The organism is Flintibacter sp. (assembly GCF_046973065.1).
In genome coordinates, this window is record NZ_JBKVXZ010000055.1 from 1 (window position 1) to 25,695 (window position 25,695).

21 protein-coding genes and 1 pseudogene are annotated in these 25,695 nt (G+C 59.2%); 9 read left to right on the forward strand and 13 right to left on the reverse strand.

The genetic code is table 11. The features are described 5' to 3' along the window. On the forward strand, positions 1 to 1,132 hold a 1,132-nt coding region (locus ACLTXB_RS15310; protein WP_428227589.1), incomplete at its 5' end, for an elongation factor G. A gap of 557 nt (positions 1,133 to 1,689) precedes the next feature. Here ACLTXB_RS15310 and ACLTXB_RS15315 read toward each other — a convergent pair. Next, a complete protein-coding gene (locus tag ACLTXB_RS15315; protein WP_428227590.1) occupies positions 1,690 to 4,071 on the reverse strand; it encodes a ribonucleoside triphosphate reductase in 2,382 nt (793 codons plus the stop codon). A gap of 179 nt (positions 4,072 to 4,250) precedes the next feature. Continuing rightward, complete coding sequence (locus ACLTXB_RS15320; protein ID WP_428227591.1) at positions 4,251 to 5,510, reverse strand: chloride channel protein; 1,260 nt, start codon at positions 5,508 to 5,510, stop codon at positions 4,251 to 4,253. 250 nt (positions 5,511 to 5,760) lie between these two features. Here ACLTXB_RS15320 and ACLTXB_RS15325 point away from each other — a divergent pair, with 250 nt between their 5' ends. From ACLTXB_RS15325 to mgtE, 5 genes are all read left to right on the forward strand, one after another. After that, positions 5,761 to 6,636 carry a transporter associated domain-containing protein gene (locus ACLTXB_RS15325; protein ID WP_051355008.1) on the forward strand — a complete coding sequence of 292 codons (876 nt, stop codon included), beginning with the start codon at positions 5,761 to 5,763 and terminating at the stop codon, positions 6,634 to 6,636. A 160-nt stretch (positions 6,637 to 6,796) separates the two neighbouring features. After that, on the forward strand, positions 6,797 to 7,570 hold the full coding sequence (locus tag ACLTXB_RS15330; RefSeq protein WP_008982186.1) for a Cof-type HAD-IIB family hydrolase: 774 nt from the start codon (positions 6,797 to 6,799) through the stop codon (positions 7,568 to 7,570). Positions 7,571 to 7,658: 88 nt separating this feature from the next. Further along, complete coding sequence (locus ACLTXB_RS15335) at positions 7,659 to 9,257, forward strand: MBL fold metallo-hydrolase RNA specificity domain-containing protein (protein ID WP_151075254.1); 1,599 nt, start codon at positions 7,659 to 7,661, stop codon at positions 9,255 to 9,257. Positions 9,258 to 9,298: 41 nt separating this feature from the next. Further along, a complete protein-coding gene (locus ACLTXB_RS15340; RefSeq protein ID WP_428227592.1) occupies positions 9,299 to 10,192 on the forward strand; it encodes a DUF975 family protein in 894 nt (297 codons plus the stop codon). 454 nt (positions 10,193 to 10,646) lie between these two features. Next, on the forward strand, positions 10,647 to 11,999 hold the full coding sequence (gene mgtE / locus ACLTXB_RS15345; RefSeq protein WP_110441496.1) for a magnesium transporter: 1,353 nt from the start codon (positions 10,647 to 10,649) through the stop codon (positions 11,997 to 11,999). A gap of 68 nt (positions 12,000 to 12,067) precedes the next feature. Here the strand turns inward: mgtE and ACLTXB_RS15350 are convergent, their stop codons facing one another. Next, on the reverse strand, positions 12,068 to 12,262 hold the full coding sequence (locus tag ACLTXB_RS15350) for a hypothetical protein (protein WP_008982190.1): 195 nt from the start codon (positions 12,260 to 12,262) through the stop codon (positions 12,068 to 12,070). 533 nt (positions 12,263 to 12,795) lie between these two features. Between ACLTXB_RS15350 and ACLTXB_RS15355 the strand changes: the two genes are divergently transcribed. The 3 genes from ACLTXB_RS15355 (at position 12,796) to ACLTXB_RS15365 (ending at position 15,670) form a co-directional block, all read left to right on the forward strand. Then, a complete protein-coding gene (locus tag ACLTXB_RS15355) occupies positions 12,796 to 13,386 on the forward strand; it encodes a DAK2 domain-containing protein (protein ID WP_428227593.1) in 591 nt (196 codons plus the stop codon). A 39-nt stretch (positions 13,387 to 13,425) separates the two neighbouring features. Continuing rightward, a complete protein-coding gene (locus ACLTXB_RS15360) occupies positions 13,426 to 14,052 on the forward strand; it encodes a dihydroxyacetone kinase subunit DhaK (protein ID WP_428227594.1) in 627 nt (208 codons plus the stop codon). 334 nt (positions 14,053 to 14,386) lie between these two features. Then, the gene (locus tag ACLTXB_RS15365; RefSeq protein WP_428227595.1) at positions 14,387 to 15,670 is read left to right on the forward strand and encodes a glycosyltransferase family 2 protein; all 1,284 of its coding nucleotides are present in this window, start codon (positions 14,387 to 14,389) and stop codon (positions 15,668 to 15,670) included. Between the two features lie 46 nt (positions 15,671 to 15,716). Here ACLTXB_RS15365 and ACLTXB_RS15370 read toward each other — a convergent pair whose 3' ends face one another. From ACLTXB_RS15370 to ACLTXB_RS15415, 10 genes and pseudogenes are all read right to left on the reverse strand, one after another. Continuing rightward, positions 15,717 to 16,586: a YitT family protein gene (locus ACLTXB_RS15370; RefSeq protein WP_428227596.1), complete on the reverse strand. Its 870-nt coding sequence runs from the start codon at positions 16,584 to 16,586 to the stop codon at positions 15,717 to 15,719. A 70-nt stretch (positions 16,587 to 16,656) separates the two neighbouring features. Continuing rightward, the gene (locus ACLTXB_RS15375) at positions 16,657 to 17,655 is read right to left on the reverse strand and encodes an ROK family protein (RefSeq protein ID WP_428227597.1); all 999 of its coding nucleotides are present in this window, start codon (positions 17,653 to 17,655) and stop codon (positions 16,657 to 16,659) included. A 203-nt stretch (positions 17,656 to 17,858) separates the two neighbouring features. Beyond that, positions 17,859 to 19,331 carry an L-fucose/L-arabinose isomerase family protein gene (locus tag ACLTXB_RS15380; protein WP_428227598.1) on the reverse strand — a complete coding sequence of 491 codons (1,473 nt, stop codon included), beginning with the start codon at positions 19,329 to 19,331 and terminating at the stop codon, positions 17,859 to 17,861. A 32-nt stretch (positions 19,332 to 19,363) separates the two neighbouring features. Continuing rightward, positions 19,364 to 19,999 carry a DUF4867 family protein gene (locus ACLTXB_RS15385; protein WP_428227599.1) on the reverse strand — a complete coding sequence of 212 codons (636 nt, stop codon included), beginning with the start codon at positions 19,997 to 19,999 and terminating at the stop codon, positions 19,364 to 19,366. An 11-nt stretch (positions 20,000 to 20,010) separates the two neighbouring features. Next, entirely contained in the window at positions 20,011 to 20,685 is a 675-nt protein-coding gene (locus ACLTXB_RS15390) for a YczE/YyaS/YitT family protein (RefSeq protein WP_428227600.1), read from the reverse strand. Beyond that, entirely contained in the window at positions 20,682 to 20,927 is a 246-nt protein-coding gene (locus ACLTXB_RS15395) for a hypothetical protein (RefSeq protein ID WP_110441502.1), read from the reverse strand. Before ACLTXB_RS15395 ends, ACLTXB_RS15390 begins: the two co-directional genes overlap by 4 nt. 21 nt (positions 20,928 to 20,948) lie before the next feature. Beyond that, positions 20,949 to 22,424: a xylulokinase gene (xylB, locus tag ACLTXB_RS15400; protein WP_428227601.1), complete on the reverse strand. Its 1,476-nt coding sequence runs from the start codon at positions 22,422 to 22,424 to the stop codon at positions 20,949 to 20,951. 32 nt (positions 22,425 to 22,456) lie between these two features. Beyond that, positions 22,457 to 23,629, reverse strand: a complete 1,173-nt coding sequence (locus ACLTXB_RS15405) for a sugar ABC transporter permease (RefSeq protein WP_008982204.1) — start codon at positions 23,627 to 23,629, stop codon at positions 22,457 to 22,459. A 27-nt stretch (positions 23,630 to 23,656) separates the two neighbouring features. After that, positions 23,657 to 25,210, reverse strand: a complete 1,554-nt coding sequence (locus ACLTXB_RS15410) for a sugar ABC transporter ATP-binding protein (protein ID WP_110441504.1) — start codon at positions 25,208 to 25,210, stop codon at positions 23,657 to 23,659. Positions 25,211 to 25,316: 106 nt separating this feature from the next. Then, positions 25,317 to 25,695, reverse strand: a pseudogene (locus ACLTXB_RS15415) (ABC transporter substrate-binding protein); the annotation flags it as partial.

The window sequence follows — 25,695 nt, forward strand, 5'->3', positions numbered from 1 at the left end:
GTACGGCAAGTACTCCTTCATCAAGGTTCTCTCCGGCAACATCACCTCCGACCTGACCCTGGTGGACTCCCGCACCGGCAACAACGAGAAGCTGGGCCGCCTGTACATCATGCGGGGCAAGAAGGCCGAAGAGGTCAAGGAGCTCTCCTGCGGCGACATCGGCGCCATCGGCAAGATGGAGAAGGTCAAGACCGGCGACACTCTGTGCGATGCCCGTAAGGTCATCTCCCTGGCCGCCATCCCCTTCGCTGAGCCCAACTACTCCGTGGCCATCTCCCCCAAGACCCGCGGCCAGGAGGATAAGGTTGCTCAGGGCCTGAACCGCCTCAACGAGGAGGATCCCTCCTTCACCGTGGTCAACAACGCCGAGACCCACCAGATGGTGCTCTACGCCGCCGGCGACATCCAGGTGGATGTGCTGGTGTCCAAGCTGAAGAGCCGCTTCAACGTGGAGACCGAGCTGAAGACTCCCCGCGTGCCCTACCGTGAGAAGATCCGCAAGACCGTCTCCAAGCAGGGCCGTCATAAGAAGCAGACTGGCGGCAGCGGCCAGTTCGGTGACGTGTGGATCCGCTTCGAGCCCAACTTCGACCAGGAAGAGATGGTCTTTGCCGAGGAAGTGTTCGGCGGCTCCGTGCCCAAGAACTTCTTCCCCGCCGTGGAAAAGGGTTTACGCGAGGCCTGCGTCCATGGTCCTCTGGCCGGCTACCCCGTGGTCAACCTGAAGGCCGTTCTGTACGATGGAAGCTACCACCCCGTGGACTCCTCCGAAATCGCCTTTAAGACCGCCGCTCAGCTGGCTTACAAGGCCGCTATGCCCGAGGCCAACCCCGTGCTGCTGGAGCCCGTGGGCGAGCTGAAGGTCACCGTGCCCGACAGCTACATGGGCGACGTGATCGGTGATCTGAACAAGCGCCGCGGCCGCGTGATGGGCATGACCCCCACCGACAACGGTGAGCAGGTGATCGAGGCTGAGGTGCCCATGGCGGAGATGACCTCTTACGCCATCGATCTGCGGGCTATGACTCAGTCCCGTGGTTCCTTCACCTTCCACTTTGTCCGTTACGAGGACTGCCCGCCCATGGCTCAGGCCAAGGCCATTGAGGCCGCCAAGGCTATGGCAGAGGAATAATCTGACCAATCAAAATACTCCGTTCCCCTTGTGGGAACGGAGTATTTTTTATCCACATTTTAAATCAGAATGTGGATAAGTTTTCTGATTTTTCTTTGTGGAGGACGGGGGTGTTACTTTCTGTGTGGACAGAAAGTAACCAAAGAACCGCCGGGGCCGCCTTCGGTGAGCACCTTCGCGGAGCGGGTGCTCACAAGCGGCTTGCCCCGGGCCCCGTTTTACGGGGGCGTGTCCCTTTGGCCGGTGCTTAAGTTCCGGCGGTTCTAAGCTATGACCATGCGTTCTTCTACTCCCGGGCCTTAGGCCCTTTTGCCATCCAAATTTGTAAGCAGTAGTTTCTATTCTGCACCACCTGGTGCCTGCCTACCTGTTTGGTGCGGCAGGTATCGGGCGGGCTGAACCTCCTTACCCATAAAAAAGTAGGAGCGACGGGAAATGTCGCTCCTACAAAATATGTTTCTTACGGGCGCAGAAGGGAAACGAAGTTTCCCACAAAGTTCTTTGCCAAGCTTTCTTTCAAGAAAGCGGAGCCTACTTTTTTCTCCGAAAAAAGTAGGTCAGACGGCGGCGCGGTTCTGATCTGCGAACTTCTTGATGGCGCCCACGCCGGTGAGCTTCACCGCCTGTCCCTGATCCTCATAGACCAGGGTGGGAGCCTGCCGCACGCCGTAGCGGGTGGTGAGATCGGGGCTCTCCTCCGCCACTACCTTCCGGTAGGGAATGCCAGCCTTGTCCAGCAGGCTGATAGCCTGGCGGCAGTTGGGGCAGGTGCGGGTGGTAAAGAGGAGCAGCTCATCGCTGTCCGCCTTCTGAGCCGGGGTGCTGTCCACCGTGACCTGAGAGCCAGCGCGGCCCGCCTTACGCAGGTGGGAGTGGTTGATGTCGTACACCTTCCGATCCTTAAACTCCTGGGTCTTGCCGTCGTTCCAGTTCTTCACCGGGCGATAGTAGCCGGTGATGCGGCTGTACACCTCGGCCTCCTTGCCGCAGATGGGGCAGACATGCTGCTCGCCGGTGAGGTAGCCGTGGTCGGCACAGACGGAGTAAGTGGGGGACATGGTGTAGTAGGGCAGCTTGTAGTTTTCGGCGATCTTCCGCACCAGGTTGGCCGCCGCCTTCCAGTCGGGCAGCTTCTCGCCCAGGAAGGCGTGGAACACGGTACCGGAGGTGTAGAGGGTCTGGAGCTCGTCCTGGATGTCCAGGGCGGAGAAGATGTCCTCGGTGTAGCCCACAGGCAGGTGGGAGGAGTTGGTGTAGTAGGGGGTGCCGTTCTCGTTGGCGGTGATGATGTCAGGGAACTCCTGCTTGTCGTGCTTGGCAAAGCGGTAGGTGGTGGACTCGGCGGGGGTGGCCTCCAGGTTGTAGAGGTCGCTGTACTCCTCCTGATAGTCGCTCAGACGCTCCCGCATGTGGTTGAGCACGTCCTTGGCAAACTTCTGGGTCTCCTCATGGGTCAGGTCTGCCCGCAACCACTTGGCATTCAGGCCCACCTCGTTCATACCAATGAGGCCGATGGTGGAGAAATGGTTATCAAAGCTGCCAAGATAACGCTTTGTATAGGGATAGAGGCCTGCATCCAGCAGCTTAGTGATGACGGTACGCTTGGTCTTCAGGCTGCGGGCGGCAATGTCCATCAGGTGGTCCAGGCGCTTGTAGAAGTCGGCCTCGTCGCTGGCCAGATAGGCGATGCGGGGCAGGTTGATGGTGACCACGCCCACAGAGCCGGTGGACTCGCCGGAGCCAAAGAAGCCGCCGGACTTTTTCCGCAGCTCCCGCAGGTCCAGACGGAGGCGGCAGCACATGGAGCGCACATCGGAGGGCTCCATGTCGGAGTTGATATAGTTGGAGAAATAGGGAGTGCCGTACTTGGCAGTCATCTCAAAGAGGAGCTTGTTGTTTTCCGTCTCGCTCCAGTCAAAGTCCCGGGTGATGGAGTAGGTGGGGATGGGATACTGGAAGCCGCGGCCATTGGCGTCGCCCTCGATCATGATCTCGATGAAGGCCTTGTTCACCATGTCCATTTCCTTCTTGCAGTCCCCGTAGGTGAAGTCCTGCTCCTTGCCGCCTACGATGGCGGGCAGGTTCTCCAGGTCCTTGGGCACGGTCCAGTCCAGGGTGATATTAGAGAAGGGAGCCTGGGTGCCCCAGCGGCTGGGGGTGTTGACGCCGTAGACGAAGCACTGGATGCACTGCTTGACTTCCTTCTGGGTCAGGTTGTCCACCTTGACAAAGGGAGCCAGATAGGTATCGAAGGAGGAGAAGGCCTGAGCGCCCGCCCACTCGTTCTGCATGATGCCCAGGAAGTTGACCATCTGGTTGCAGAGGGTGGACAGATGCTTGGCAGGGGCAGAGGTGATTTTTCCGGGGATACCGCCCAGTCCCTCCTGGATGAGCTGCTTCAGGCTCCAGCCGGCGCAGTAGCCGGTGAGCATGGAGAGGTCGTGGAGGTGGATCTCGGCGTTGCGGTGGGCGTTGGCGATCTCCTGGTCGTAAATTTCGCTCAGCCAGTAGTTGGCGGTGATGGCGCCGGAGTTGGAGAGGATCAGGCCGCCCACAGAGTAAGTGACGGTAGAGTTCTCCTTCACCCGCCAATCGTTGATCTGCAGGTAGTCATCCACCAGATCCTTATAGTTGAGCAGAGCGGAATTGACGTTGCGGATCTTCTCCCGCTGCTTGCGGTACAAAATGTAGGCCTTGGCCACGTCGGAGTATCCCGCCTCAGAGAGGACGGCCTCCACGCTGTCCTGAATGTCCTCCACGGCGATGCGGCCGTCCCGGACCTTGGGCTCAAAGTCAGCGGTGACCCGCAGGGCCAGAAGGTCGATGACACTGGGATGGAACTGCTTGTCCAGAGCCTGGAACGCCTTGGTAATGGCGGCGCTGATCTTGCCGATCTCGAAGGTGGCGGCGGTGCCGTCACGCTTTGTCACTTGGTACATGACTCATTCTCTCCCTCTTCTTTCAGACTGTGTAACGGCCCGGCAGGTCGCCGGGCCGTAGTTCGCGTGCCTTCACTATATCACGTTGAAAGGGGAGAGTCAATATATTGAATTCGACAAAAAATACAACACAATATCTTGTTGCAAAGGCGCGATCCTTACTGCCCCAGGGGATTGCGTCATTGTGCTTTTTTGTCGATCCACTCGGTTTTGAATTTGGAGTAGACGATCTTCTGCTCGCTGTACAGACCATAGTATCCAGAGAGCATGTAGGACACGCCGCAGCACAACGCGTACAGGGGTAACCCCTCGCCGCCGAACAGCTCCAGGGAGAGGAGCAGGGCGGTCATGGGGCAGTTGGTGGCCCCGCAGAACACCGCCGCCATGGCCATCGCTCCGCCGAATCCATGGGGGATCCCCAACAGCGGTCCCACCGTAGTACCAAAGGCCGCACCGGTAAAGAGGACGGGGACGATCTCACCGCCCCGGAAGCCCGCTCCCAGGGTGACAGCGGTAAAGAGAATTTTCAGCAGGAAGGCCTCGGGGATAGTCTCGCCGGCCAGCATGGCGCGGATGACGGAGTCTCCTGCTCCGTTGTAGGTCTGCTCTCCCACCAGCAGGGTGAGCAGCAGCACCAGCACGCCGCCCACCGCCGCCCGGGCCAGGGTATTGGGCAGCACCCGGGCGTAGAGTTTTGGCGCGTAGTGCATGGCCTTACAAAACAAAATAGACACCAGAGCGCACAGCAGGCCCAGCCCCGCCGCCTGGAGCATGGTCAAAGGAGTGAGAGCCATAGCCTCTCCCACCGGATAGCCCAAGGTCTGGTGCAGCCCCAAAAAGCGCGCCAGCAGGAAGGCCACCGACGAGGCCACCGCACAGGGCACCAGCGCGGCGTAATACATGACGCCCACGCTTACCACTTCCATAGCAAAGACAGCAGCGGTAAGGGGAGTGCCGAACAGGGCGGAGAAGGCGGCGGCCATGCCGCACATGACCATGACCCGCCGGTCTTTATCGTCCAGACCGATCCCACGGCCCACCCAGGCGGCTAAGGAGCCGCCCAGCTGCAGCGCGGCTCCCTCACGCCCCGCCGAGCCGCCTACCAAATGGGTGAGGATGGTGGACAGGAAGATGAGCGGCGCGGTACGCAGCTTCAGCGGCTCTGCCTCCCGCACGGCCACCAGCACCAGATTGGTGCCCTGGTCTTTTTCCATATGGCATACCCGGTACAGCAGCACAATAGCCACGCCTCCTACCGGAGCCAGCCAGACTACCCAGGGGTGTTCCCCCCGCAGTTCGGTGGCCCAATCGATGCCGAAGTGGAACGCGGCCGCCACCGCTCCCGCCAACAGCCCGATCCCGCAGGCATACAGCAGCCATTTTAAAAAAATCCCCAGCTCCCGGATATGGCCCAGCCAACGCTCTGAACCCAGCTTCATCGCTCTCTCCTCCGTTCGGTGTTTGGAAAAATTATAGCATATCCGCCGGCCATTTGCACCCTATTCCCACACTTTGTAAAAGGAAAGCACCTGCTTCTGTTAAGTCTCTGTTTTTGAGCGGCAGCGGGCAGAGAGCCGCCGGGGTTTCTCTTGCGCGGAGGAAGATTTTGTGCTATCATGCAAATTGTATTCGTATATTTTTTAAATTTAAGGGGGAATTTCCGTGTCTGGGGACCATTTATGGCCCATATTGTTTGGGATTAGTCTGGCTGTCAATGTAATTTTACTGCTCTACCGCCCAGTCCTGGCCTGGCTGCGCCGGGATAAGGGTGAGGAACTGGCCGATGAGATCATGGCAATGGTGGAGGAGGGCGAGGAGTCCGGAGCCATCGAGCAGAATGAAAAGGAGCTTATCGCCAACATCTTTGAATTCAACAGCATGACCGCCGACGACGTGATGCGTCACCGCACCGATATGGTAACCCTGGCGCTGGATGATGACGACCAGACCATTCTGGACACCATCCAGTCCTCTGGTCTGTCCCGTTTTCCGGTCTATAAGGACGATATTGACGATATCGTGGGCATTCTGTCCACCCGGGACTACCTGATCAACAAGAGCAAGCCCGATCCCCTGCCTCTGGAGCAGCTGCTCCGTCCGGCCTATTTTGTACCGGAGTCGGTACGGGCCGACGTGCTGTTCCGGGATATGCAGAACCGAAAGATCCATATGGCTCTGGTGGTGGATGAGTACGGCGGCACCGGCGGCCTGCTCACCCTGGAGGACCTGCTGGAAGAACTGGTAGGCAAGATCTACGATGAATTCGATCCCCAGGAGGAGCAGGAGATCATCCAGCTCAGCGACACCCAGTGGAAGGTGTCCGGTTCCGCCGATCTGGAGGACCTGGCCCAGACCATGGGCGTGGAACTGGACGAGGAGGAGCTGGAGCGGCTGGACTGCGACACCGTGGGCGGTCTGGTCTTTGCTCTGCTGCCGGTCATCCCCGAGGACGGCAGCCGTCCGGTGGTGGAGGCCATGGGTCTGCGCATCCGGGTGGAGGAGCTGTGCGAGCGTCGCGTGGAATGGGCGCTGGTGGAAAAGCTAGAACCTGCCCCGCTTTCTTAAAAAGAAAGCTTGGCAAAGAACTTTGTGCGAAACTTCGTTTCGCCTCTGGGGCTGCCGCCCTGCGGGGCGGCCCCGGCAGTTCTAAAGTAACATCCGTCCCCATAGAAACAAAAACGCACTGGCTTCCCCCTTCGGGGAAGCCTTTTTTAAGGAGACCACTATGATAAAAGCCATTTTCTTTGATGTTGACGGTACTCTAGTCAGCTTCAAGACCCACACCATCCCCGACTCGGCCATGCAGGCTCTGCACACCCTGCGCTCACGGGGCATCAAGCTGTTTCTCTCCACCGGGCGGCACCAGAAGATGCTGGGCCAGGTGCGGGACCTCTTCCCCTTTGACGGCTATGTCACCCTCAGCGGTCAGTACTGCTTTGCAGGAGACCAGGTCCTGCGGAAAAATCCCATGCCTCCCCAGGCCGTGGAGGAACTGGTGGCCGCGGCGGGAGACGACGCCTTCTCCTGCATCTTCCTGGAGGGCGAGGATATCTACCTCAACTGCATCAACGATCTGACCCGGGCCTTTATGAAAGACCTGAACCTGCCCCTGCCTCCGGTGCGGCCCGCCTCCCACGCTCTGGGGCGGGAGATCTACCAGGCCATCACCTTCCTGGACCGGGACAACGAGCACCTGCTGCTGGACCGGGCGCCCCATCTGAAAACCACCCGCTGGCATCCCCACTTCCTGGACGTCATCCCTCCCACCGGCGGGAAAGACAAGGGCATGGACGCCATTCTGGAGCACTTCGGCATCCCCGTGGAGGAGAGCATGGCCTTCGGCGACGGAGAAAACGATCTCTCCATGCTGGTCCACGCCGGCATCGGCGTAGCTATGGGCACCGCTAGTGACGAGGTGAAGCGGCAGGCTGACTGGGCCACCGCCTCGGTGGACGAGGATGGCATCGTCAAAGCCCTCCAGCACTTCCAGGTGCTGTAATTCAGACAAGATTCACAAATTAGTATAGAATTCTCCCCGGGTTCGATGTACAATATAGTCACTACATAGGAACACAGGAGGCACGGTTATGAAGCTGTCATTCTTCGGCGCGGCTCACGCGGTCACTGGAAGCTGTCACTGCCTGGAGGTGGGGGGCAAAAAGATCCTCATCGACTGCGGCCTGCAGCAGGGCCGGGATGAGCATGACGACAACGCTCTGGACTTCTCCCCCAGCTACATCGACTATGTTATCGTTACCCACGCCCACATCGACCACTCCGGCCGGATCCCCCTGCTGGTGAAAGAGGGATTCCAGGGCCAGATCTTCACCACCCGGCTCACCGGTGAGCTGCTGTCCATTATGTTGCGGGACTCCGCCTTCATTCAGGAGAGCGACGCTCAGTGGCAGAACCAGAAGGGCAAGCGTGCCGGACGGCCTGAGGTGGAACCGCTGTACACCGTGGCTGACGCGGAGGCCGCGCTGGAACAGATCTTTACCGTGGAGTACGGCCAGACGCTGGACCTGTGCGAGGGCGTGAAGATCCGCTTCCGGGACGCGGGCCACCTGCTGGGCTCCTCCATTGTGGAGATTTGGGCCAAGGAGGGGGACGTGGAGCGCAAGCTGGTCTTTTCCGGCGACCTGGGCAACGTGGACCAGCCCATCATTCGGGACCCGGAATTTTTGGAAGAGGCAGACTATGTGGTCATGGAGTCCACCTACGGTGACCGGGACCACGAGGTGCCTGAGAGCTACACCGAAGCGCTGGCTCAGCTCATCGACGACACCTTTGCCCAGGGCGGCAACGTGGTCATCCCCTCCTTTGCCGTGGGCCGCACCCAGGAGCTTCTCTATTTCCTGCGGGAAATCAAAAATGAGGGGCTGGTCAAGACCCACCCCGACTTCCAGGTGTGCGTGGACAGCCCTCTGGCTGCCGAGGCCACCAAGATCTACGCCGGGGACCTGCGGGGCTACCTGGATGAAGAGGCCATCGCCGTCCTCCAGGGCGGAGAAAACCTGTTTACCTTCCCGGGGCTCACTCTGGTGCAGTCCACCGACGAGTCCAAGGCCCTGAACCTGGACCCCCGGTCCAAGGTCATTATCTCCGCCTCCGGCATGTGTGATGCCGGCCGTATCCGCCACCACCTGAAGCACAACCTGTGGCGCAGCGAGTGCGCCGTGGTGTTCGTGGGTTACCAGGCGGAGGGTTCTCTGGGCCGGCGGCTGCTGGAAGGCGCCAAGTCTGTCAAACTCTTCGGCGAGGAGATCGCCGTCAACGCTCGCATTGTCAACTTTAAGGGACTCAGCTCCCACGCCGACCGCACCCACCTGCTGGACTGGATCGGCCGCTTCACCCCCGCTCCCAAGCAGGTCTTTGTGGTCCACGGCGACAGCCCGGTCACCGACCTGTTTGCCCAGACCCTCAACGACCGGGGCATCCCCGCCCACGCACCTCTCTATCAGGAGGTCTACGATCTGGCGGAGAATGTGATGCTGGCCAAGGGCATCGTGCTGGAGCCCAAGCGGGTATCCGGCGGCGCTGCTCAGGGCTCCCCCGCCTTTGTCCGCCTGCTGGACGTGTCCAAGCAGCTGGAGGCTCTCATCAGCCGCAGCCGCGGCCGTCCCAACAAGGACTTGGCAAAGCTGGCTGACCAGCTGCGCCAGGTCATGGAGAACTGGGAGAGCTGAGCACAAATTCATACATAGAACGGAGACACAAGATGATACCCATGGAGATCCATCGCAAGGCCCTGAAGGACCGGGCCAGACAAACCATGCGGCAAAATGTTCCTCCCGCCTGGCTGGTGGCCCTGCTGTTCTGGGGGCTGACCACCGGCGTGAGCACCATTTCCGATCTGGCCGGTTTTACCACCAGTCTCGCCGCTTCCTCTTCCGGAGTACAGTTTTTCCCCCTGTTCTTCACCCTGCTGCTCACCTTATACAGCGTGGTGATGAACTTCGGCTATGAGATATGGTGCCTGAGGGCCTGGAGGAGAGATGAGGCCGACTTTGCCACCTTGATTGACGGCTTCGGCATGGCCGGTCAGGTGCTGCTGATGGAGATCCAGATCTTCCTGCGGCTGTTTGGCTGGTGCCTGCTGCCTGTGATCCCTGCTACGGTGATCATTTCCGCCGCCAACAGTCTGGAAATGATGATCCTTCTGACCCAGCTGTTCACCTTTGCCCTGATCCCCTACCTCTATTTTATCCGCCTGCGCTATGCGCTGGCCCCCTACCTGCTGATGGACCGCCCTGATCGGGGCGCGGCTGCTGCGGTGCGGGAGAGCGTAGGCCTGATGCGCGGCTGGAAACTAGAGCTGTTCAAGCTGGACCTGTCCTTCCTGGGCTGGTACCTGCTGGAGTGGGGTCTGGCCATTCTTGCCCAGGTTATCTTCCTCATCCCCACCCTGATTGGGATCTTCCAGAGCGGCGCGACTCCGGAAACGCTGATGACTCTGGTTGCCGGAACCACCGCCGGCTCGCTGGTTGGGCTTCTGCTCTGCCTGCCGGTGGAGCTCTGGCTGCTGCCCTACACCGGACTGGCCCGGGCCGGATTCTACGACGCCCGGATCTCCTTTGTCCCTCCCGCTCCCCCGGTGTACACCTACGACTCTACCCGGTAACTTCCCATAAACATCCCGCCGTCTCGGCGGACCGGTCTCTTCCGGACCGGTCCCCGGACGGCGGTTTCTTTTTTTCGCCGTCGCCAAAATCCAAAAATTCTTTACAATTTTTAACTTGTTCCGGGTAAAAAAATATGCTATTCTGGAATCCGGTGGAGGAAACTCTGCCAAAATACCGATAAAAGGAGGAAATCCAGGTGGACTTATGCGGACGAAGTACCAATATGGACCGTGATATTCCGATATGGACCGGGACTGTCCAGGCTGCCTGGCTTTCCCAGTGATTTGACCACGCCCTTCGGGGTGGTCTGCTTTGCGCCGCCTTAGCGGCTCCATACTCGGATATCACCGCGGAAAACAGCCGAAGAGTCTTCTTCGGCAGGTTTGCCGCGGTTTTGTATGTCCAATTGGTAGCTTCCTCGCTGTATCAAACCAAGAACAGGAGGAATTTCCAATGGAGAAGAAGATGATGGATATTCAGGCGCTGCTGGAGCTGCTGGAGCGCCGTGATCTGCACGCGCTGCGTGCCGCCCTGCTGGAGGAGAACGAAGTCGATATCGCCGAGTTCCTGGAGGAGCTGCCCCAGGACAAGATCGTGGTGGTGTTCCGCGCCCTGCCCAAGGAGATGGCGGCAGAGGTGTTCTCCAATCTGGAGCCGGACACCCAGCAGGTCATTATTCAGTCGGCCACCGACCAGGAGGTCTCCGCGATCGTGGAGGAGCTGTACGTGGACGACGCGGTGGACATGCTGGAGGAGCTGCCCGCCAACGTAGTCAAGCGGGTGCTGAAAGCTGCCCGCCCTGACACCCGCAAACTCATCAACCAGTTTTTGAACTACCCCGACAACTCGGTGGGCAGCATCATGACCGCCGAGTTTACCGACCTGAAGCAGTCCATGACGGTGGCCCAGGCCATCGCCCACATCCGCCGCACTGGGGAGAACTCGGAGAGCGTGTACACCTGCTATGTCACCGACGCCGGCCGCCGGCTGGAGGGCGTGCTCACCATCAAGGAGCTGCTCCTGGCCCAGGACGAGCAGCTTATTGCCGACCTGATGGAGACCGACGTCATCACCGCCGAGACCACCGAGGACCAGGAGGAAGCGGTGGCCCGGATGATGAAGTACGATTTTATCTCCCTGCCCGTGGTGGACAAGGAGGGCCGTCTGGTAGGTATCGTCACGGTAGACGACGTGATGGACGTCATGGAAGAGGAGGCCACCGAGGACTTTGAGAAGATGGCCGCTATGGCTCCCTCGGAGAAGCCCTACCTCAAGACCAGCGTACTGTCCCTGGCCAAGCACCGCATCCTGTGGCTGCTGGTGCTGATGATCTCCGGCATGATCACCGGCGGCATCCTGGGCCAGTACGAGGCCGCCTTTGCCGCCATGCCCCTACTGGTCACCTTTATCCCCATGCTCACCGACACCGGCGGAAACGCCGGCAGCCAGAGCAGCACCCTGGTCATCCGTGGCATGGCCGTGGGCGAGATCCAGCTCAAGGACTTTGCCAAGGTCTTCTGGAAGGAGCTGCGGGTGAGCATGCTGGTGGGCGTGGTACTCAGCGCGGTGAACTTTGTACGCCTGATCATCACCTACCCCGGCAACCAGATGGTGGCCCTGACGGTGGCTCTGGCTCTGTTTGTTACCGTGCTGCTGGCCAAGACGGTGGGCGGCGTGCTGCCCATGGTCGCCAAGCTGTGCCACGCAGATCCGGCTATCATGGCTGCTCCCCTGATCACTACCATTGTGGACGCCATTTCCCTGGTGGTCTACTTCCGCATTGCCTGTGCCCTGCTGCCCATTTGATCTACAACAAAATGCCCCAGCCTGCCAGATTTCTCTGGTGGGCTGGGGTTTTTTCTATGTATGGGTCGTTATCGGACCAGGCGGCAGGGACTCATCGCCCGGAACTGCCGGGCCATCGTGATGCACAGGTCATTGTAGTAGTCCAGATAGGCCTTTTTCTGCTGACGCTGGAGGCGCTGACGCTCCTGAAGCTCTTTCCAGGCCGCACAGCTCTTGTGGCAGCCGTGCTGGTAGTTGGGGCAGGTATTCTGACAGGGCAGCATAAACATGACTCCTCTCAACTGGTATTCCGCCGGGACACAGGCTCCCTAAAAAAGCAGCGGCAGACCCTGGGCTGGACACCGACATGGGCGTCCAGCCCGAGATCTGCCGCAAGACGAGGGGAGGAGGGGAGAGCAGGCGCAGGAAGGCCTTGAACTCGTATTTCCGATGCTCTGGCACTGACCGCTCATCTTCCATCCTCCTTCCTCGGAAGGGAATCTGGGTCTATTGTAACAGACCCGTCGTGTCCCTTCCACGCGGTTTGTGTAAAATGCAGCTTAAACCTTTGCAGCGCCGGAACACCGTTTTGCGCCGTGTGTTACATATGTAACATCAAGTTTTGTTTTTGAACTAGATATGCACAAAAACCCATGTCCGATTTCCTATAATAGGTAGAATTGCACAAAATTGATTGACTTTCGTTACATGCATTGTTATGATTTTGTTGCAAACGTAACAGGAACAGGGGCTGAAAAGCACCGGATCAGACAAGGAGGAAGGACGCATGATTTTGGATTGAGAGGCTCTGGGCGCCATGCTGCTCCAGGCGGCCATGCTGCTGGAGGAGAACACCCAGTATCTCAGTGATATCGACTCCCGCTTTGGCGACGGCGACCACGGCATCACCATGGGAAAGATCGCCAAGCTCATCCAGGAGCGGGTCCCCCAGTGGGGTGAGGATTCCATCAAGGACTTCCTGGACAGTCTGGGAATGGCAATCATGGAGGTCAAGGGCGGCTCTGCCGGACCGCTGTACGGCACCATGATTGGTGGACTGGGCGTCAATCTGGACGATGACGCCGGCCAGGTAGACGAGGCAGGCCTGAAGACCATGTTTGCCGGCTGCCTGAGCGAGATGGAGGACATCACCACCGCCAAGGTGGGCGACAAGACCATGATGGATGCGCTGATCCCCGCGGTGCAGGCCGCCCAGCAGACCCAGGGAGACTGCAAGGCCATTTTGGAGGCCGCCGCCCAGGCCGCCCAGGAGGGCGCCAAGGCCAGCGAGCAGTTTGTCTCCAAGTTCGGCCGGGCCCGCAGCTATAAGGAACAAACCATCGGCACCCCCGACGCCGGCGCGGTATCCACCGCCCTGTTCTTCCGGGGACTGGCACAGGGAATCTGACACTCAATATTTTTCAGATCATATAAGGAGGACTTCCCCATGAAAATGAAGAAATTCATCAACAATCCCGAGAACCTCACCGATGAGCTACTGGACGGTCTGGCCGCCGCCAACCGGGACATCATCCACCGGGGCGAGGAGAACATGATCATCAACAACGCCCTGGAGGGCGCTGACCGCGTCACCATCGTCACCCAGGGCGGCTCCGGCCATGAGCCCGCCATCTCCGGCTTCGTGGGCGAGGGCATGGTGGATATCTCCGTGGTGGGCGATATCTTTGCCGCTCCCGGTCCCCAGGCCTGTGTGGACGCCATCAAGCTGGCCGATAAGGGCAAGGGTGTGCTGTACATCGTACTCAACCACGCCGGCGACATGCTCACCGGCAACCTGACCATGAAGCAGTGCAAGAAGCTGGGGCTCAACGTGGTGAAGGTGGTCACCCAGGAGGACGTGTCCAACGCTCCCCGTGAGAACGCCGACGACCGCCGCGGCCTGGTAGGCTGCATCCCCACCTATAAGATTGCCGGTGCTGCCGCCGCCGAGGGCAAGAGCCTGGAGGAAGTGGCCGCCATCGCTCAGCGCCTCGCCGACAACATGGCCACCCTGGCCGAGGAGCTGCTGCGGGGCGCGGCTGATGCTGGAAGGCATGGAAAATCTTACATATGAACGGACCGACGGAGCCTATCCGCGGTCCGTTTTTTTGCGAAAAAAGAAAGTGAAATTCGTAAATTGTTAAGAAAGTATTTCATAGCTTAAAAGTCTCTGCAAAAAACTTTTTCTTAAGTTTTGTTAGGAATGTACAAGTTGGCACAGGAAATTCAAGGAAACTCAGGCTAAAATGTTCCCGCAACCTTGTGAATTTATGAACGAACTCTTAACTTTTCATTAAGACTCATGAAACAATCTTGTAATATTTTAAAAGCGTGCTATGATGTATCAGACCCAGTACATTGAGTCTGGTCCGAAGACGATAAACAACGATATTTAAAAGGTGATTAACATGAATATGATTCAACTGGTGGAGGCCTTCAACCTCTTCCTGGCGGTCCTGTTCACGGTGGCCTATTTTTACCAGCTGGTCTACCTGGTGATCGGCGTGATCCGCCGCAACCATTGGACTCAGTCCCAGGATGCCAAGATCCATCGCTATGCCGCGGTGATTTCCGCCCGGAACGAGGCAGGCGTCATTGCAGAATTGATCCACTCATTAAAAGAGCAGCGCTATCCTCAGGATTGCCTGGACATCTATGTGGTGGCCGACAACTGCACCGACAACACCGCTGAGGTGTCCCGCCAGGCCGGCGCCATTGTCTATGAGCGTTTCAACCAGAACAAGAAGGGCAAGGGCTACGCCCTGGACTTCCTCTTCCGCACCCTACACCATGAGGGCCGTGACAAGTATGACGGCTACATGATCTTTGATGCGGACAATCTGGTGGACCCCAACTTCACCGCAGAGATGAACAAGGTCTTTGACAGCGGCAACTACGGCGCCATCACCTGCTACCGCAACTCCCGCAACTTTGGCGACAACTGGATCTCCTCCGGTTACGCCATCTGGTTCTTGCGTGAGGCCCGCTTCCTCAACTTCCCCCGTATGCTTCTGGGCACCAACTGCCACGTCTCCGGCACCGGCTTTTTGATCAATGCCGACGTTATCCGTGAGAACGGTGGCTGGCCCTTCCACCTGCTCACCGAGGACATCGAGTTCTCCGTCAGCTGTGCTCTGAAGGGCCGCCGCATCGGCTACTGCGACAAGGCGGTCATCTATGACGAGCAGCCCACCACCTTCCGTCAGAGCTGGGATCAGCGTCTGCGCTGGTCCAAGGGCTTCTATCAGGTCAACGCCAATTACAGCGCCGCCCTGACCCGCGGCTTCCTGCGTAAGCCTACCCGTCAGAGCTGGTCCTGCTACGACATGTTTATGACTGTCGCTCCTGGTATGCTGCTCACTCTGGTGACCCTGGCCTTCAACCTGGTGGTTTGCCTGGCCTGCTGGGGCCAGCCGGTGTACATCACCAACAAGATCCTGGCCGTGTCCGGCAGCTTTGCCTTCTCTACCGTGGTCAACTTCTACCTGGGCCTGTTGCTCTTCGGCACTCTGACTGTGCTCAGCGAGTGGAAGCAAATCCAGATTCCTACCTACAAGAAGATCCTGTACGTATTTACCTTCCCCATCTTCATGTTTACCTACGTTCCCATCTCCCTGGCCGCTCTGGTCCGGAAGGTGGAGTGGAAGCCCATCTACCACACCGGCAGCCAGAAGGCTCTGGGGAAGAGCTAAGGCAAAAAGAAAGACGGACCGCACTGCGGTCCGTCTTTTTTTGTCCTTACAGATTCTCATCGCTGAGCCGATGGAAATCCTTATTCTGTCCAAACACATGGGTAAGAGGAAATACCTTGATGAAGCAGTCTACCCCTTGATCCCGGATAAACTCCCGCAGCTGTACATACTCCCGGGAGTTGCACACGCAGTCCACCTGAGTCTTGGTCTGGCCGGAGTAGCTGCCGGTGACCTGACTGAGGGTGGCGCTTTTGTGGATCTCATGGATGACAAAGGATTCGATGGCTTTGGAGTTTTCACACACGATCTGGATCTCATAGAGCTTGGGCCCCATGTTGAAGATGACGTAGTTCATGCTGTTGACGTAGATGATCTGTCCTACCAGAGCGTAGGCCACCACATCCAGACTGAAGCGCAGCAGCATCACAGCCATGATGATCCCGTCCAGTGCCAGCAGGATGTGTTTGAGCTCTACCGCCTTAAGCACCTTGGTCTTGAGGATCTTGGCCAGGGTATCGGTGCCGCCGTAGGAGTAGCCCAGGCGGTAGGTGATCCCCGCGCCCACCCCGTAGATGACGCCGAAAAACATCACGGCGATCAGTTTCTCCTTCAAAATGATCTCCACCGTCCAGTGGTTGAGCACCCACAGCACTAGGGGGTACAGGAAAGAGAGAAACAGGATGTTGGACACCTCCCGATAGCCCAGCATCACAAAGGTGAGCACCAGGATCAGGAGCATAAGACCGTAGTAGATCAGCGCATAGTTGATGCCGGTAAAAGCCTGGGCCGTCATGGCCAGGCCGGTGATGCCGGTAACGACAAAGCCGTTGGGCAGGGCCACCCAGTTGACCGCGATACTGCAGATCACGCAGCTGAGCACCATGCTGACCAGGGCCGTGAACGAGATCTTTTTCATTGCCATCCTCCCTGGCAAATCGTCCATATGGTACCGAAGTGTCCCCAGCCCCTGCCGGGGACACGGAGGGTCAGAGATCCAGCTCCTCTTCCTCCTCCAATTCGAGCTCTTCCTCCAGCTTGACCTCGTCAAAGAGCATACGCACGCTGCCGTAGATGCCAGCGTCCTCGCCCAGCTCAGCCAGCACAAAGGGCGTGTTGCGGAATGCGTGGAAGGCATAGCGGCGGAAATAGGTCTCAATGGGCTTGAGGATCACCATACCGGCCTGGGCCATCTGGCCGCCGATGACAAAGACCTGGGGATTGACGGTACAGGCCACAGCGGTGAGGGCCTGGCCCATGAGCTGTCCAAAGCGCTCCATCACCTCAGAGGCGGCGATGTCTCCCCTCTTGGCGGCCTGGCAGATGGACTCCGGGGTGATCTCTCCCTCCCGCAGCATGCTGGGCGCCTCAGGCAGCTCCTCCAGCACCATCTTGGCGATATGTACCAGACCGGTATCGGAGCAGTACTGCTCCAGGCAGCCGTAGTTGCCGCAGGTGCAGCGCTCGGTCTCCTTGGGGTTGACGCACATATGGCCGATCTCACCGGCGGCGCCGGTGCTGCCCACAAACACCTTATTATCTACTACGATGCCGCTGCCGACGCCCACGCCCAGGGTCACCATCACGGCGCTGTTATTCCACTGGGCGCCGCCCTGCCACATCTCGCCCAGCGTGGCGGCGTTTACATCGTTGGCTACCTTGAGCTTTTCAATGGCGGGCTCCAGCTCCTGCACCGCCTTGGGCACATTCAGAATGTCCCAGCCCAGGTTGACGCAGCGCATCACCGTACCGTCCTGGTCCACCGGTCCGGGCACGCCCATGCCTACACCCTCGACCACATCCCAGGTCAGGGAGCGCTCTTCCATCTTGGCGCGGATGGCGTCCACTACATCGCTGAGCAGATGGCTGCCATGGTCCTCCAGACGGGTAGGAATGGTCCACTTTTCTACCAAATTGCCTGTGGTCTGGAACAGACCGATCTTAATGGCGTTTCCGCCCAAGTCAACGCCGAACGCATAGGGTTTCATGTGCCTCTCCTCCTCAATAATTCCATGGTATGATTGTGGAACTGCTTGCTTCCTTCGTCTCTCCACCCCTTAGCGGAGAACTTAATGCCATTATAATATACAACGGTGGAAAATGGAAGAAAATTGCCGCCGACTTGCAAAATAATTTTTAGCCAACAAAAAAACGGGGCGCTGTTTGACAGCGCCCCGTTTTGAATCGGGAATTACTGGAAGGGATTCTCGGTGGGATAGGGCAGGCTCTTGGGCTGGTTGTAGGCGATGTCGGAGACACCGAAGTACTTGAGCACCTCAAACAGAGCCTTACCACAGTGAGCAAAGGCCACCGCACCGTGGTGGGGATAGCGCTTCTGGATGAGCACGTGGCGGTAGAAGCGGCCCATCTCAGGAATGGCAAAGATGCCGATGCCGCCGAAGGAACGGGTGGCCACAGGCAGCACCTCGCCCTGAGCGATGTAGGAGCGCAGGTTGCCCTCGCTGTCACACTGCAGGCGGTAGAAGGTGATCTCGCCGGGAGCGATGTCGCCCTCCAGGGTGCCGCGGGTAAAGTCGGGGGTGCCGCCGTTCTCCAGCAGGCGGTTCTGGATGAGCTGATACTTCACCGCGCAGCCGTTGCACATCTTGCAGCTGGGGGTGTTGCCGCAGTGGAAGCCCATGAAGGTGTCCTTGATATCGTAGTCAAACTTGCCGGCGATATCCTCGTCGTAGATGTACTTGGGCACGGAGTTGTTGATGTCCAGCAGGGTGATGGCGTCACCGGTGATGCAGGCGCCGATGTACTCGCTCAAAGCGCCGTAGATATCCACCTCGCAGGCCACAGGAATACCGCGGGAGGCCAGGCGGGAGTTTACATAGCAGGGCTCAAAGCCGAACTGCTCGGGGAAGGCGGGCCAGCACTTGTCGGCAAAGGCCACATACTGCCGGGCACCCTTGTGCTGCTCGGCCCAATCCAGCAGGGTCAGCTCAAACTGAGCCATCCGCTCCAGCAGGTCGGGGTAGGTGCGCTCGCCCATCTCCTTCTGCATGTCGGCCACCACCTCGGGGATGCGCTTGTCCCCGGCGTGGGCCTTGTAGGCCACCAGCAGATCCAGCTCGGAGTTCTCCTCCACTTCCACACCCAGCTCGTACAGACCCTTGATGGGGGCGTTGCAGGCAAAGAAGTCCTGAGGACGGGGGCCGAAGGTGATGATCTTCAGGTTCTTCACGCCGATGATGGCCTGGGCAATGGGGACAAACTCCCGGATCATGTCGGCGCACTCCTGGGCGGTGCCCACGGGGTACTCAGGCAGGTAGGCCTTCAGGTGGCGCATACCCAGGTTATAGGAGCAGTTGAGCACGCCGCAGTAGGCGTCGCCGCGGCCGTTGATCAGATCGCCGTCGCCCTCGGCAGCGGCCACGTACATGGTGGGGCCGTCAAACTTCTGGCACAGAATGGTCTCGGGGGTCTCGGGACCGAAGTTGCCCAGGAAGACCACCAGAGCGTTGACGCCGTGGGCCTTCACATCACCCAGAGCCTTCAGAGCGTCGGCCTCGTTCTCCACGGTGATGGGGCACTTATACAGGCCCTCGCCGTAGGCGGCGACGATATTCTGGCGGCGCTGGGTGGACAGGGCGATGGGGAAGCAGTCGCGGGACACGGCAATGATGCCCAGCTTGACCTCAGGAATATTGGCAAACATGATAATCAGACCTCTCTTTTCAAATCTACCGCTTACAGATCCGCGGCAATATCCACATTGATACCATCCAGCCGCACGGGAGCGCCCTGAGCGGCCTCGCTGCTGTCGGCGTGGGCCAGCAGCCACTTGTTGCAGGCCCACAGGGTCTCATCCTCTCCGTTGAGGGGAGTGATGGCGGGTTTGGGGCCGTTGGTGCCCCGGGGCAGCACGATGACCACCTGGAAGCCGGCTCCGGGAGCGGCGGAACAGGGGGCGTAGTGCAGGGTGGTGGCATATACCTCCACCACTGCGCCGGCAGGAGCCCGGAAGGCCTTCACCTTGGCGGTGTCCAGACGGCCGTCTACGATGTCATCTTCCTTGGCTACCAGGAGGATAAAGTCCTGGACGCCGATGTTCAGCTCGCTGTCCCGGTGGTACTCCAGGCAGTTGAGACGGGTGTTGTGTCCGTTGCACCACCCCAGCTGGATGGGCATGCCGCCGTAGGCGTTGGAGGCAAACTGTCCGGCGATGGGCAACTGCTCCAGCTCCGGCTGGGAGGGGACGTAGTCCACCCCATCGGGCACGGGGGTCACCGACTTCAGGGTGTCGGTCAGGGCGGCGGTGTCATAGCCTCCCAGCACCTTGCCGTAGGGGGCAAAGGCGGCGTCAAAGACTGAATGGATGATCATAGCTTATCACCTCAAGACCGGGAGTTTACTCCCGCAAATTGATTCAAAACACACACACAAATTTTTTCACTCACAGGGAAAAACAGCTGAGCGGCAGGGCCTACCAGGAAGGCACAGATGATAGTGCCTATCCCAACCACGCCTCCCAGGGCAAAGCCCACCAGAGCGAAAGTGAGATCCACCCCGATACGCACCGGGCCAAAGGGTTTCCCGCTCTTGTCGCTGAGCACCACCGCCACCAGGTCGTTGGGACCGGTGCCCGCCTGGGAGCGGATGACGATGGTCATGCCGAAGGCCAGGATAACGCAGCCCACCGCCAGCATAGGCACCCGGACCGCCAAGGGCAGGGTTTCATTGAGGAAGGGGGCCAGCCACAGGGTGTACACATCGATGATAGGGCCGCCCAGGGCCATGCACAGCACGGTGCCGATGCCTACATAGCTGCGGTCCACCACCAGCAGCACCACCATAATAAGCAGCGATACCAGCAGATGGACCCGGCCGTGGGTCATTCCGGCCCACTCGGGCCAGGGGATAGCCCGGAACAGGCCCTGGACAAAGACGTTGAAGGGATCGGAGCCCAGATTGGTCTGGAGAAACAGTGTCACGCCCAGGTGGGCGATCCACAGCCCGATGAGCAGCAGCACCACCCGCACCGCCATTTCCCGAAGGGATCGGCGTTTCACGGCTCCTCCTCCGACGGCACGTCTTTCTTCTCCTGCCGGGCCTTCCGCTCCTTGAAGTAGCGTACCAGGGCGTAGTCACAAAAACCCAGACCGCCCAGGCCCAAGATGCCGCCTCCGGCATAGGCAATCACATCACTCATACCGGTATTCCCCGCCATCTGGGCGGAGATCAGCATGTAGGCCAAATAGACCAGGTACAGCCCCACGGCCAGGCGCAGGATCAAACGTCCCTCTTCATTCATGTACGCCCCTCCTTGTTTCGTTTACAGCAGCTGAGGGTAAAGTCCCTTCAGCGCGGGATAGATTTTTGCAAACTGCTCATAGCGCTGCTCATAGCGCGCGGCGATCTCCGGATCGGGACGGACGGTGTCCGCCACCTTCACCAGCTTATCGCACACCGCCTGCACACTGGGATAGGCTCCGCAGGCCACCATGGCCAGCATGGCGCCGCCCATGCCGGGTCCCTGCTCGGAGGCAGGGGTGTCCAGCTCCACGTTGAGCACATTGGCCATGATCTTCTTCCACAGGGGGCTCTTGGCGCCGCCGCCGCAGATCATGCTGCGCTTGATGTCCAGCCCCAGGGACCGTGCCACCTCAAAGCTGTCCCGGATGGCAAAGGCCACGCCCTCCAGCACCGCCTGGGTCAGGTCGGTGCGGCTGGTATCCATGGTCATGCCGATAAAGACGCTGCGGGCGTTGGTATCGTTGATGGGGGAGCGCTCCCCCATGAGGTAGGGCAAAAAGTACACGTGGTTGCAGCCCAGCTTGTCGTCGGTAATGTCCTTCTGGGCCCCGGCGTAGTCCTGAGAGCCCAGGATATCATCCATCCACCACTTGTTGCAGCTGGCAGCGGAGAGCATGCAGCCCATCAGGTGGTAGCAGCCGTCGGCGTGGGCGAAGGCGTGCAGAGCGTTGTGGGGGGCCACCCCGAAGTGGTCGCTGGAGATAAACAGGGTACCCGAGGTGCCCAGAGAGATGTTGCATCCCCCCGCGCCCACAGTTCCGGTGCCCACGGCGGCGGCGGCGTTGTCGCCCGCTCCGGCACACACCACTACGTTCTCGGGAAGGCCCAGTTTTTGGGCCATCTCGGGCAACAGGGTGCCTACCGCCTCATAGCTCTCAAAGAGCTTGGGCATCTGGCTCTCGGTGATGCCGCAGATGTCCAGCATCTCCCGGCTCCAGCACTTGTGCTCCACGTCCAGCAGCAGCATGCCGCTGGCGTCGGAGTAGTCGGTGCAGTGGACTCCGGTAAGGATGTAGTTGATGTAGTCCTTGGGAAGCATGATCTTGCGGATGCGGGCAAAGTTCTCCGGCTCATGCTTCTTCATCCACAAAATCTTGGGGGCAGTGAACCCAGCGAAGGCGATGTTGGCGGTGAGGGCGGACAGCTTTTCCCGTCCCACCACCTCGTTGAGGTAGTCCACCTCCTGAGCGGTGCGCCCATCATTCCACAGGATAGCCGGGCGGATCACTTGGTCGTGCTCATCCAACACCACCAGGCCGTGCATCTGGCCGCCCGCTCCGATGCCCGCCACCTGGGACTTGTCAAAGCCCTCCAACAGGGCGGGGACTCCCTCCAGCACGGCGGCTTTCCAGTCCTCCGGGTTCTGCTGGCTCCAGCCGGGCTGCGGGAACTCCAGGGGATACTCCCGGGAGATTTCATTCTTGATTTGGCCCTCCTCATCCATCAGCAGGAGCTTGACGGCAGAGGTGCCAAGGTCGATTCCAATATACAGCATAGCTTCCTCCAAAAGGCAACGGATCAAAGTGTTTACTTTCCAGACTTACGGCTGGTGACCACGTCGAAGATGACGGCGACCAGCAGCACGCCGCCCTTGACCACATACTGCCAAGAGTCGCCGATGCCCAGGATGGACATGCCCATGTTGATGACGCCCAGCAGCAGAGCGCCGATGACCACGCCGCCCACGGTGCCGCTACCGCCGTAAGCGGAAGCGCCGCCGATGAAGCAGGCGCCGATGGCGTCCATCTCAAAGGAGGTACCGGTGGAGCCGTTGACGGAACCCACGCGGGCGGCATTGAGCAGGCCGCACAGGCCGGCCAGCAGGCCCATGTTGGCGTAGGCGATGAAGTAGATCTTATCGGTGTTGATACCGGAGAGCTTGGTGGCTTTCTCGTTGCCGCCCACCGCGTAGAAGTAACGGCCGAAGGCAGTCTTGGCGGTGATGAAGTTATAGATGAGGCAGATGGCCACTACCCACACCAGCATGACGGAGATGCCGCGGTACTGGCTGAGCAGGTAGCAGTAGTAGAGGATCAGAGCAGCAATAATTCCAGCCTTCAGATAATCCCACACCATAGAGTTCTGACGGTAGCCGTTCTTGGCCCGCTCCCGGCGGTTCTTGGCGGTGCTGAACAGGACAAACAAGGCCGCCACAACGCCAACGATCAGGGCGGAATAGACAGTGTCGCCGTCATCCAGGCCGGGAATCTTGATGTACTTGGTAAAGATGTTCAGGAAGGTGGAGTCCTGGATGGCCACGGTCTTGTTGTCCAGGATCAGACGGCCGATGCCGCGGAAGATGAACATGCCGCCCAGGGTGGTGATGAAGGGGGGGATACGGACATAGCCGATCCAGTAGCCCTGCCACACGCCCACCAGCAGACCTACCACCAGGCAGATCACGATGGTGAGGATGGGGTTCATGGACATGTTGGTGATCATCACGGCAGCCAGGCCGCCCACCAGGCAGATCACCGAGCCGATGGACAGGTCGATGTTGCCGCCGGTGAGGATACACAACAGCATGCCGCAGGCCATAACCAGTACGTAGCCGTTTTGCAGCATCAGGTTGGACATGTTCTGGGGATACAGCAGACGCCAGTCGGTTAAATAGGCAAACAGGACAAACACGATCACCAGTGCGATGACCATGGCGTATTTGGTAAGAAAGCTTGATGCTTTATTTGCAGTTCCTTTCATGCGTGTCACACTCCCTATTCCACGTGATTAAGCTTTCGCCGTGCCCCGCACGGTGTCGCGGATGATATAGCCCATGATGCTCTCCTGGGTGGCGTCGGCGGCATTCACCTCAGCCAGCAGGCGGCCCTCGTTCATGACATAGATCCGGTCACACATACCCAGCAGCTCAGGCAGCTCGGAGGAGATCATCACCACCGACTTGCCCCGGCTGACCATGTCGTTGATGAGGCAGTAGATATCGTACTTGGCGCCCACGTCAATACCGCGGGTGGGCTCATCCAGAATGAGCACGTCGGGCTCGGTGAACATCCACTTGCCCAGCAGCGCCTTCTGCTGGTTGCCGCCGGACAGGTTGCCGATGTGCTGCTCAATGGTGGGGGTCTTGGTTCCCATCTCGTTTTTGATGTCCTCGGCTACCTTGACTTCCTTGTCCCGGTCGATGATGCCGCCGGAACACACCTTATCCAGCCGGGCCAGGGTGGTGTTGAATCGGATGGTCTCGCCCAGAATGAGGCCGTTGGTCTTTCGGTCCTCAGTGACGTAGGCCAGCTTGTGGCGGATGGCGTCCTCGGTATTTTTCAGGTTTACCTTCTTGCCGTTGAGGTAGACTTCACCGGAGATCCCGGTACCGTAGCTGCGGCCGAAGATGGACATGGCCAACTCGGTACGTCCGGCGCCCTGCAGACCGGAGAAGCCAACCACTTCGCCCTTGTGGACATGGAAGGAGACGTGGTCGTCCACGATCCGCTCGGGATACAGGGGGTGGTGTACCGTCCAGTTCTTTACCTCAAAGCTGATCTCAGGCTGCACCTTGTGCTCCCGCTTGGGGTAGCGGTCTTCCATGGAGCGGCCCACCATACCTTTGATGATACGGTCCTCGCTGAACTCATCCACGCCCTTGACCAGGGTCTCGATGGTGGAGCCGTCGCGGATGATGGTGGCCTTGTCGGCGCAGTAGATGATCTCGTTGAGCTTGTGGGTGATAATAATGGAGGTCAGGCCCTCCTTCTTAAACGCAATGAGCAGGTCCAGCAGCATCTTGGCATCCTCGTCGTTGAGGGAGGACGTAGGCTCGTCCAGGATGAGCAGCTTTACCTTCTTGGAGAAGGCCTTGGCGATTTCCACCAGCTGCTGCTTGCCGGTACCGATGTCCTTGACCAGGGTCTGGGCCGACTCATTGAGTCCCACCTGCTTCATGTGGCGCTCGGCCTCATAATAGGTCTTGTTCCAGTCGATGACCCCCATTTTGTTGCGGATCTCGTTGCCCAGGAACATGTTCTCGCCGATGGAGAGCAGAGGAATCAGGGCCAGCTCCTGGTGAATGATTACAATGCCCAGCGCTTCGCTGTCCTTCTGGGTTTTAAACTGGCACAGCTTGCCTTCGTAATAGATTTCACCGGTGTAGCTTCCTGCGGGGTAGGTGCCGGACAGCACGTTCATCAGGGTGGACTTTCCCGCGCCGTTTTCACCGATGAGGGCATGGATCTCGCCGGGTTCCACCTGGAGGTTCACGTTATCCAGTGCCTTGACGCCGGGGAATTCCTTGGTGATGTTTTTCATCTCCAAAATGTACTGTGACAAAGGGGATGGCCTCCTTTCAGCCTTGGGTATTCAGAGTACAATGGGCGGGGCAGAAGGCCCCGCCCATTGTCAAACAGTTCGGCAGTGTTTTAATTCAGATTCCAAATCAGGCAGCGGGGTGCAGGTAACCGTCGGCGTCCTGAGTGTAGTAACCGGTGTCAACCAGCTTCTCCACCATGTTGTCCTTGGTGACCACGTCGGGAACCAGCAGGAAGGAGGGGCAGTTGTGGCCCTCGGAGGTGGAGTAGGACTCGGTGTCGTAAGAGCAGTCAAACTCCCAGCCGGCGTTCTCAATCAGGCTGCCGTCCACGGTCTCGCCGTTGAGGATGGCCTTGCCCAGATCCAGGGTAACCACGGCCTCGTTGGCCACGGCCTTGTACACGGTCATGGACTGCTTGCCGTCCACGATGTTCTTCAGGTTGGCCTCGTCGCCGTCCTGACCGGTGATGATGGGCTGGTTGGAGCCGGTGTAGTCAGACTCGATG

Excerpts from the sequence above, each read along its gene's own strand:
- ACLTXB_RS15340 (WP_428227592.1), top strand. The coding sequence starts at position 9,299 with ATGGAGATCCATCGCAAGGCCCTGAAGGACCGGGCCAGACAAACCATG.
- ACLTXB_RS15380 (WP_428227598.1), bottom strand. The coding sequence starts at position 19,331 with ATGTTTGCCAATATTCCTGAGGTCAAGCTGGGCATCATTGCCGTGTCC.
- ACLTXB_RS15350 (WP_008982190.1), bottom strand. The coding sequence starts at position 12,262 with ATGCTGCCCTGTCAGAATACCTGCCCCAACTACCAGCACGGCTGCCAC.
- ACLTXB_RS15375 (WP_428227597.1), bottom strand. The coding sequence starts at position 17,655 with ATGAAACCCTATGCGTTCGGCGTTGACTTGGGCGGAAACGCCATTAAG.
- ACLTXB_RS15370 (WP_428227596.1), bottom strand. The coding sequence starts at position 16,586 with ATGAAAAAGATCTCGTTCACGGCCCTGGTCAGCATGGTGCTCAGCTGC.
- ACLTXB_RS15320 (WP_428227591.1), bottom strand. The coding sequence starts at position 5,510 with ATGAAGCTGGGTTCAGAGCGTTGGCTGGGCCATATCCGGGAGCTGGGG.
- ACLTXB_RS15355 (WP_428227593.1), top strand. The coding sequence starts at position 12,796 with ATGCTGCTCCAGGCGGCCATGCTGCTGGAGGAGAACACCCAGTATCTC.
- xylB (WP_428227601.1), bottom strand. The coding sequence starts at position 22,424 with ATGCTGTATATTGGAATCGACCTTGGCACCTCTGCCGTCAAGCTCCTG.
- ACLTXB_RS15405 (WP_008982204.1), bottom strand. The coding sequence starts at position 23,629 with ATGAAAGGAACTGCAAATAAAGCATCAAGCTTTCTTACCAAATACGCC.
- ACLTXB_RS15330 (WP_008982186.1), top strand. The coding sequence starts at position 6,797 with ATGATAAAAGCCATTTTCTTTGATGTTGACGGTACTCTAGTCAGCTTC.
- mgtE (WP_110441496.1), top strand. The coding sequence starts at position 10,647 with ATGGAGAAGAAGATGATGGATATTCAGGCGCTGCTGGAGCTGCTGGAG.
- ACLTXB_RS15360 (WP_428227594.1), top strand. The coding sequence starts at position 13,426 with ATGAAAATGAAGAAATTCATCAACAATCCCGAGAACCTCACCGATGAG.
- ACLTXB_RS15385 (WP_428227599.1), bottom strand. The coding sequence starts at position 19,999 with ATGATCATCCATTCAGTCTTTGACGCCGCCTTTGCCCCCTACGGCAAG.
- ACLTXB_RS15335 (WP_151075254.1), top strand. The coding sequence starts at position 7,659 with ATGAAGCTGTCATTCTTCGGCGCGGCTCACGCGGTCACTGGAAGCTGT.
- ACLTXB_RS15315 (WP_428227590.1), bottom strand. The coding sequence starts at position 4,071 with ATGTACCAAGTGACAAAGCGTGACGGCACCGCCGCCACCTTCGAGATC.
- ACLTXB_RS15365 (WP_428227595.1), top strand. The coding sequence starts at position 14,387 with ATGAATATGATTCAACTGGTGGAGGCCTTCAACCTCTTCCTGGCGGTC.
- ACLTXB_RS15395 (WP_110441502.1), bottom strand. The coding sequence starts at position 20,927 with ATGAATGAAGAGGGACGTTTGATCCTGCGCCTGGCCGTGGGGCTGTAC.